Source organism: Bifidobacteriaceae bacterium, from assembly GCA_031281585.1.
Classification (GTDB): Bacteria; Actinomycetota; Actinomycetes; order Actinomycetales; family WQXJ01; genus JAIRTF01.
Genome location: JAITFE010000056.1, coordinates 100538 through 107353, shown reverse-complemented (window position 1 = coordinate 107353; position 6816 = coordinate 100538). Strand labels below are relative to the sequence as shown.

Annotated in this window: 7 protein-coding genes; 5 read left to right on the top strand and 2 right to left on the bottom strand. The window is 68.2% G+C overall.

Features of this window, described 5'->3' with window-relative positions:
- From LBC97_06425 to LBC97_06405, 5 genes are all read left to right on the top strand, one after another.
- Nucleotides 1-951: ABC transporter ATP-binding protein (locus tag LBC97_06425; GenBank protein ID MDR2565684.1), on the top strand; the 951-nt coding region annotated here is incomplete at its 5' end.
- On the top strand, nucleotides 948-1805 hold the full coding sequence (locus tag LBC97_06420; protein MDR2565683.1) for an ABC transporter permease: 858 nt from the start codon (nucleotides 948-950) through the stop codon (nucleotides 1803-1805). The genes LBC97_06425 and LBC97_06420, both read left to right, overlap by 4 nt.
- Before the next feature lie 205 nt (nucleotides 1806-2010).
- On the top strand, nucleotides 2011-3291 hold the full coding sequence (locus tag LBC97_06415) for a histidine kinase (GenBank protein MDR2565682.1): 1281 nt from the start codon (nucleotides 2011-2013) through the stop codon (nucleotides 3289-3291).
- Nucleotides 3288-4001: a response regulator transcription factor gene (locus LBC97_06410; GenBank protein MDR2565681.1), complete on the top strand. Its 714-nt coding sequence runs from the start codon at nucleotides 3288-3290 to the stop codon at nucleotides 3999-4001. Before LBC97_06415 ends, LBC97_06410 begins: the two co-directional genes overlap by 4 nt.
- A gap of 130 nt (nucleotides 4002-4131) precedes the next feature.
- A complete protein-coding gene (locus tag LBC97_06405; protein ID MDR2565680.1) occupies nucleotides 4132-4791 on the top strand; it encodes an MBL fold metallo-hydrolase in 660 nt (219 codons plus the stop codon).
- A gap of 25 nt (nucleotides 4792-4816) precedes the next feature.
- On the opposite strand, the gene LBC97_06400 is transcribed toward LBC97_06405, so the two are convergent.
- Both LBC97_06400 and LBC97_06395 read right to left on the bottom strand, forming a co-directional pair.
- Nucleotides 4817-5074: a hypothetical protein gene (locus LBC97_06400; GenBank protein MDR2565679.1), complete on the bottom strand. Its 258-nt coding sequence runs from the start codon at nucleotides 5072-5074 to the stop codon at nucleotides 4817-4819.
- Between the two features lie 212 nt (nucleotides 5075-5286).
- A complete protein-coding gene (locus LBC97_06395; GenBank protein ID MDR2565678.1) occupies nucleotides 5287-6735 on the bottom strand; it encodes a tryptophanase in 1449 nt (482 codons plus the stop codon).
- Between the last annotated feature and the right edge of the window lie 81 nt (nucleotides 6736-6816).

Sequence of the window (6816 nt, the reverse complement as noted above, 5' to 3'; positions counted from 1 at the left end):
ACAGCTAGTGAAAGGACAAGGATGATTCAGGTCGAAGGGCTGACCAAACGGTTCGGCCAGAAGCTGGCCGTGGACCGTCTCAGCTTCACCATTGAACCCGGCCACGTCACGGGGTTCCTGGGGCCGAACGGCGCGGGCAAGTCGACCACCATGCGGTTGATCATGGGGCTGGACCGGCCCACGGCGGGCCGGACCACGGTGGACGGCAAGCCGTTCACCGTCTGCGGGGCCCCGTTGCGCCAGGTTGGCGCCCTGTTGGACGCCAAAGCGGCCAACCCGAACCGGTCGGGCCGCGCCCATCTGCAGCAGTTGGCCGCCACGCATGGGATTGGCCGCCAAAGGGTGGACCAGGTGATCGGCATGACCGGCCTGGGCTCGGTGATCGGAAAACGGATCAAGACCTACTCCCTGGGCATGAACCAACGCCTGGGTATTGCCGCCGCCCTGTTGGGCGACCCGGCCAACGTGATTCTGGACGAGCCGGTCAACGGCTTGGATCCCGAGGGCGTGGCCTGGGTCCGCACCTTGGCCAAAAGCCTCGCGGCGGAAGGCCGGACCGTTTTCATCTCCTCCCACCTGATGGCGGAGATGGCGCTGACCGCCGACCGGCTGATCGTGGTTGGCCGGGGCCGGCTGATCGCCGATTCGTCAGTGGCGGACCTGGTGGCCGCGTCCAGCGGCGTGGCCGCCCGGGTGCGCTCGCCGCATGCGGGCCAGATCGCGGCCGCGCTCGCCTCGCCGGACGTCACCGTCACGGCCGAAGGCCCTGACACAATCATGGTCCGGGGGCTGTCGGTCGAGGCGATTGGGCAGGCTGCGGCCCGCCACGGCTGGATCCTTTACGAATTGACGCCGGTCACGGCGTCCCTTGAGGAGGCCTATATGAAGTTGACCGACACGGCCGTCGAATACCGCTCGGCCGCCCCGATCCCGGAGGAGGCGATCCGATGACCACCGCATTCATGGCCGCGCCCGTCGAGCGGCAGTACCAGTCCCGCGTTGGGCACAAACTGACCTTCGCCGGGATTGTCAAGTCGGAATGGATCAAGATCCGCTCGCTGCGTTCAACCTGGTGGTGCGGACTCCTGATGGTTGTGCTCCCGATCGGGTTCACGGCGTTGCTGGTCCCGAGCGTGGTCGGCTCGTTCGACGGCGGCGTCAATCTGCCGGTGGGGGACGACGGCTACGCGGTCAGCGTGGCCAACAACGGACTCTTCGCGATCGGCGAAGTCATCGCCATTGTCCTTGGCGCCCTGGCCGTCACCAACGAGTTCGGCTCCGGCTCGATCCGCTCCACGTTGGCGGCCGTGCCCCGCCGGGGCCCCGTCCTGGCCGCCAAGGCCATTGTGGTCGCACTGGTGACGGCCGCCTTCGCGGTTGTCGGCTTGGCCGGCAGCCTGGCGGTTTCCGCCGGGGTCATCGCCGCCAACGGGTACACGCCCCAATTCGGCCCGGACGCCCTCAAGATGGCGGTCGGAGTGGTCTTCTACCTGGTGGTCACCGCCCTGGTGGGCTTGGGCCTGGGCTTCTGCCTGCGTTCCAGCGCGGGGGCGATCGCCTCCGGGATTGGCCTATACCTGATCCTGCCCAACGTGATGATGATCGGCGCCACCAAGGAACTGGTCGCCCGCGCCATCGAGTTGCTGCCCAGCCAAGCCGGCGAATGGGCCAGCCGGATGACCTCGATGGTCAACCCTGAAGACCCGCTGTTGGGCGGCTACTGGGGCGCTATCGCGTGTCTGGCCGCCTGGGCCGCCGTCGCGCTGGTCGGCGGTTACATTGTCTTCAAGGAGCGCGACGCCTGAGCGTTTAGGCGCGCCAAGAAAACGCCGGGGAGCGTTCGCGGGAGGGGCGAACGCTCCCCGGCGCTATTGTTTGACCCGGCAAGGGGTTTCCAGGACGGCGGCGGGAAAGCCACCGTCCTCGGCCCAAGGCGGGGGTGGCGCTGGGAGGCGGGCGGACGGCATCGGGCACAACGGAATTTAGGCGACGTGACCGGGAGGTGGGGAGTTGGCGGAACAGGTTGGCGGCCAGGCGGCGGCCGATCCGGCCCTGCCCCAGCCGGGGCCGCTGCGGCGCTTCGCGGCGCGTCACCCGCGCGGCATGGACTTCGCCGCGGCGGGCTTCTACCTGGTGCTGAGCGGATCCTCCAACTCGCTGGCCGTGGAGCCCGGCGCGGGTCCCCTGACGATCATGGCCGCGCCGGACGCCCGCCCGGAACCGGCCCTCGCGGGCAGCCCAAGCTGGATGCTGGTCGCGTTCTTCGTCGGCTCTTGGCTGGCCGGCGGCGCCATGCTGCTGGCGTGGCGGCGGCCGAAACCGCTGTGGCTGTTGGCGGGCGCCTTGGTCGCTGACGCGGCCGGAGTGGTGGCCGCGGGGCGGTCGGAAGGTTGGCTGCTGCTCTTCGCGCTGTTCGCGGTGTCCCAGCGGGCGCCGGCCCGTTGGGCGTGGCTGGGGCTGGGCGCGACTTGCGCGGAACTGGTGATTCTGAACATGGTTTACCTGGGGCGCCAGAACGACTGGGCGTTGATAGTCCCCGAAGTGGCCATGTACGTGCTGGCCGTCAGCATCTTTGTGCATTTCGGCAACCGGCGGCGTTATGTGGCCGCCCTGGTCGCCAGCGCCCATCATCTGGCGCTTGAACGCGATCAGCGGGCGCAGATCGCGGTGGCGGCGGAGCGGGCGCGGATCGCGCGGGAGATGCATGACGTGATCGCGCACTCAGTGGCCGTGATGGTGACGTTGGCGGACGGTGCCCAGGCGGCGATCGACCGGGACCCAGACCGGGCCAAGGAGGCCTTGGCCCTGGTGTCCAAGACGGGACGGCACACGGTGGCGGACATGCGGCGGTTGCTGTCCGTGCTGCGCACCGAGCCGGAACTGGTGCCCCAGCCGGGCGCGGCGGACCTGGTGCCGCTGGTCGAGTCCTTCACGCGGTCGGGCCTGCCCGTGAGCCTGGAATTGGCCGCCGCGATCCCCGAGGACCAGGCGTTGGCGCTGGCCGTCTACCGGATAGCGCAGGAGTCGTTGACCAACGTGTTAAGGCACGGGGGCGGGCCCGACTGGGTGCGGGTCAAGGTCGACGAGCCAGAGCCTGCCACGTACCGGGTCGCCGTTGAAAACGGACCGCCCCGGTCGCCCGCCGCCGGGTCCGCCTCCAAGTGGGAGGGTTCGGGTCAGGGCCTGGTCGGCATGGCTCAGCGGGTTGCGGTCTTCGGCGGCGAATTGGAGGCCGGGCCCACCCCGGGCGGAGGCTGGCGCGTCGTGGCGACGTTGAAGGAGGAACGGTGACCGGGGATCTCATTCGGGTGTTGTTGGTGGACGACCAGTCGCTGATGCGGATGGGCTTCGCCATGGTGTTGGGGGGCGAGGAGGGGATTTCGGTGGTCGGCGAGGCGGCGGACGGCCGCGCTGCCCTGGACCAGGTGGCGGCGCTGGCGCCGGACGTGGTGCTGATGGACGTGCGGATGCCGCTGATGGACGGGATCGAGGCGACCCGCCGCATCGCAGATGCCTATCCCTCCACCCGCGTGATCCTGCTCACCACCTTTGACCTGGACGAATACGCGTTCGCCGGGCTGAAAGCCGGCGCCAGCGGCTTCCTGTTGAAGGACGTGCGCCCGGAGGAGTTGGTGGCGGCCGTGCGGGCGGTGGCGGCCGGCGATGCCGCCGTGTCGCCCCGTGTGACCCGGCGCATGTTGGAGTTGTTCGCGCCTCGTCTGCCCTCCGGCGGCGTCCCGGCCGGGGCGGGGGAAGACCAAGAGGCCGACATCACGGCTCGGGAATTGGCCGCTTTGACGCCGAAGGAGCGGGACGTGTTCGACCAGTTGGCCCTCGGCCTGACCAACGCGGAGATCGCCGCCAAGCTGTTCGTGTCCGAGGCGACGGTCAAGACCCATGTCGGCGGGGTGCTCCGGAAGCTAGGGCTGCGCGACCGCGTCCACGCCGTGGTCTACGCCTATGAGACCGGGCTGTTGAGTCCCGGCGACGGCAATCTTTGAGCCTTCGCCTCTCTCCGTCGCCTGGCGGATTCTGTGCCGGCGGGTTGCTGACTGGGCGGGCAGTTGGCGGGGTTTTTGTCCGCCAACTGGCGGTTTCGGCGGGTTTGGCCGAAGTGGTAGGACTTTAGGTATGGATTCGCTCCTCGCCATAACGCCCACTTTGACGATCCGTTCGACCTCGGTGTCAGACCTTGACAACAACGTCTACCTGCTGACCTCGAGCCAGACCGGCCACCAGATCCTGATCGACGCGGCCGACGACCCGGTGGCGATAGGCCGCCTGCTGGGCTCCGCGGACGGTGACGCGGCCGAGCCGCGTTTGAGCTTGATCGTCACCACCCACAGCCATCGGGACCACATCCGGGCTTTGGCTTCCCTGGTCCAGGCCGCCGGCGTGCCGGTGCTGGCGGGCCAGGCCGACGTTGCGGCGATCGAACGCCAGACCGGCGTGAAAATCGAGCGGGGCCTGGAGCACGGCAACCGCATGGGCGTGCCGGGGATTGTCCTGCGGGTGATCGCCCTGCGCGGCCACACGCCCGGCTCGATCGCGCTGGCGTACGAAGAGCCAGGCCATCCGACCCACCTGTTCACGGGCGACTCCCTTTTCCCGGGCGGCGTGGGCAACACGGACCACGACCCGACCCGCTTCGGTCAGTTGATGACCGACGTGGTGGACCGCGTTTTCGCGGTCTTCGACGACGCGACCATTGTCCATCCCGGCCACGGCGACCCGACCACCTTGGGCGCGGAGCGCCCTTCCCTGGACGAATGGTGGCGCCGCGGTTGGTGACCAACCGTCGTCAAGCGACTGCCGGTCACGGGCCGAGTAGCGCGGCGGGCACCACCAGCACATTGTCGGACTTGCGCCGGTACGGCTCGGGGCCGGTCGTGATGACCATGGCCTCCGCGAGCCTGGGGCCGAGTTTGCCGCGCAGCCAATTGAGGTGTCGTGCGTCCGCGTCGCCCACCGTGCGCGAGAGTTTCACCTCGACGGCGACAACCCGGCGCCCGCGCTGAATGATGAAATCGACTTCGTGGGCGCCGTCGCAGGTTCGCAGCCATCGGCTGACCAACCTGAAACAGCGTTCGCGTACGGCACTGGGCTAGCGTGAGCCGCCGAAGTCGGCACGGGAGTTGGCGACCGGGAAATGGGGACGGTACCCGTTCCCGTTGGAGGGCGGGTTCGGATTCCGCATTGTGCCTGGTCAAGCCTGTCAAGCACAAGGATCGCAGGTGTTCTAGGGTAAGGATCGCAGGTATTGCGGGGAGTGCGTCGGGCTGGTGTCTAGAGCGAGTCGCCGAAGTCCGCCCGGAACTTGGCCACCAATTCCTGTGCCCAGTCGCCGATGGGCGCCAGGCGGCCGTAGAAGAAGCGGAGGATCTCCGGCTCCTCGATCCAGCGTAGGCCGCCCACCAGGCGGCGGTTGGCGTGCAGCCAGCGCACCCGGTCTATGGCGTAGCTGACCTGGGAAAGCGTGAAGACCCGGCGTGGCACGGCCAGGCGCACCAATTCCATGTGGGCCAACGGCTCGGAGCCGTCGGGATTGCGCTGCTCGGACATGGTGCCGCGTTCCATGCCCCGCACGCCGGAGGCCAGGTAGACGGCCCCGGCCAGGGCCGCCGCCGGGTACTGGGTTTGGGGCAGGTGGTCTAGGAACCGCATCGCGTCGACATGGGCGCCCAGGCCGCCGGCGGGCTTGACCACGGGGACGCCGTAGGAGTCCAACTCGGTGACCATGTGCTCAATGAACTGGGGCCCCTGGTTGATCATGTCTTCGTCCATGGTCTCTTCCAGGCCCACGGTGATGGCCTCCATCTCGCGGACCGACATGCCGCCGTAGGTCAAGAAGCCCTCATACATGGGCACCAGGCCGCGCATCCGCCTGTAGGTCGCCTCGTCGCGGATGCAGATGCCGCCGCCGCGGCCGAAGCCCAGCTTGCGGGCTGAGAAATAGATGATGTCGCAGGCGTCCGCCATGGCACGGGTGATCTGCGGGATCGACAGGTGCGCGGCGCCCCGCTCGCGCTCCTTGATAAAATGCAGGTTGTCGGCCAGCAGGGAGGCGTCCATCACCAGGGTCAGGCCGTGCCGGGTGCAGGCCGCCCGCACCTGGCGGAGGTTCTCCAGCGAGAACGGCTGGCCGCCAATCAGGTTGGTTCCGGCCTCGACCCGGACGAACGCGATCGCCTCGGCCCCGCGCTCAGCCACCAAGCGGTCCAGGGCCGGCACGTCGAAGTTGCCCTTGAAGTCGCCGGGCGCGTCAACGGACAGGCCTTCGGGGCAGATTAGCTCCAGAACCTCGCCGCCCAGTTCGGTGATGTGGGCTTTGACGGTGGTGAAGTGGTAATTCATAGGCACCAAGGCGCCCGGCCGCACATACGTCTTGGCCAGGATGTGTTCGGCGGCGCGGCCCTGGTGCGCGGGCAGGAAGTACTGCATGCCGAACAGCTCTTTGAGCTTGGAATGCAGACGGGTGAAGGTGGCGGAACCGGCGTAGGCGTCATCGGCCAACAACATGGCCGCCTGCTGGCGGTCGGACATCGCGTTGACGCCGCTGTCAGTCAGCATGTCCAGGAAGACGTCTTTGTTCTCCAACAAGAACGTGTTGTAGCCCGCCTTGGTGATGGCGGCCAGCCGTTCCTCGATTGGCAGCAGAGTGAGCTTCTGGATGATTCGAACCTTGTGCATTTCCAGTGGCAGGCTCTGGCCGCTGTAATACGTCACCTTTGGCATATGGGGAACTCCTGAGATCGGTCCATTCGCCGCGCGCCGTAGCGCGGCCTGGTCCAGCCTACCGACCCCCGGCCAGCCGGA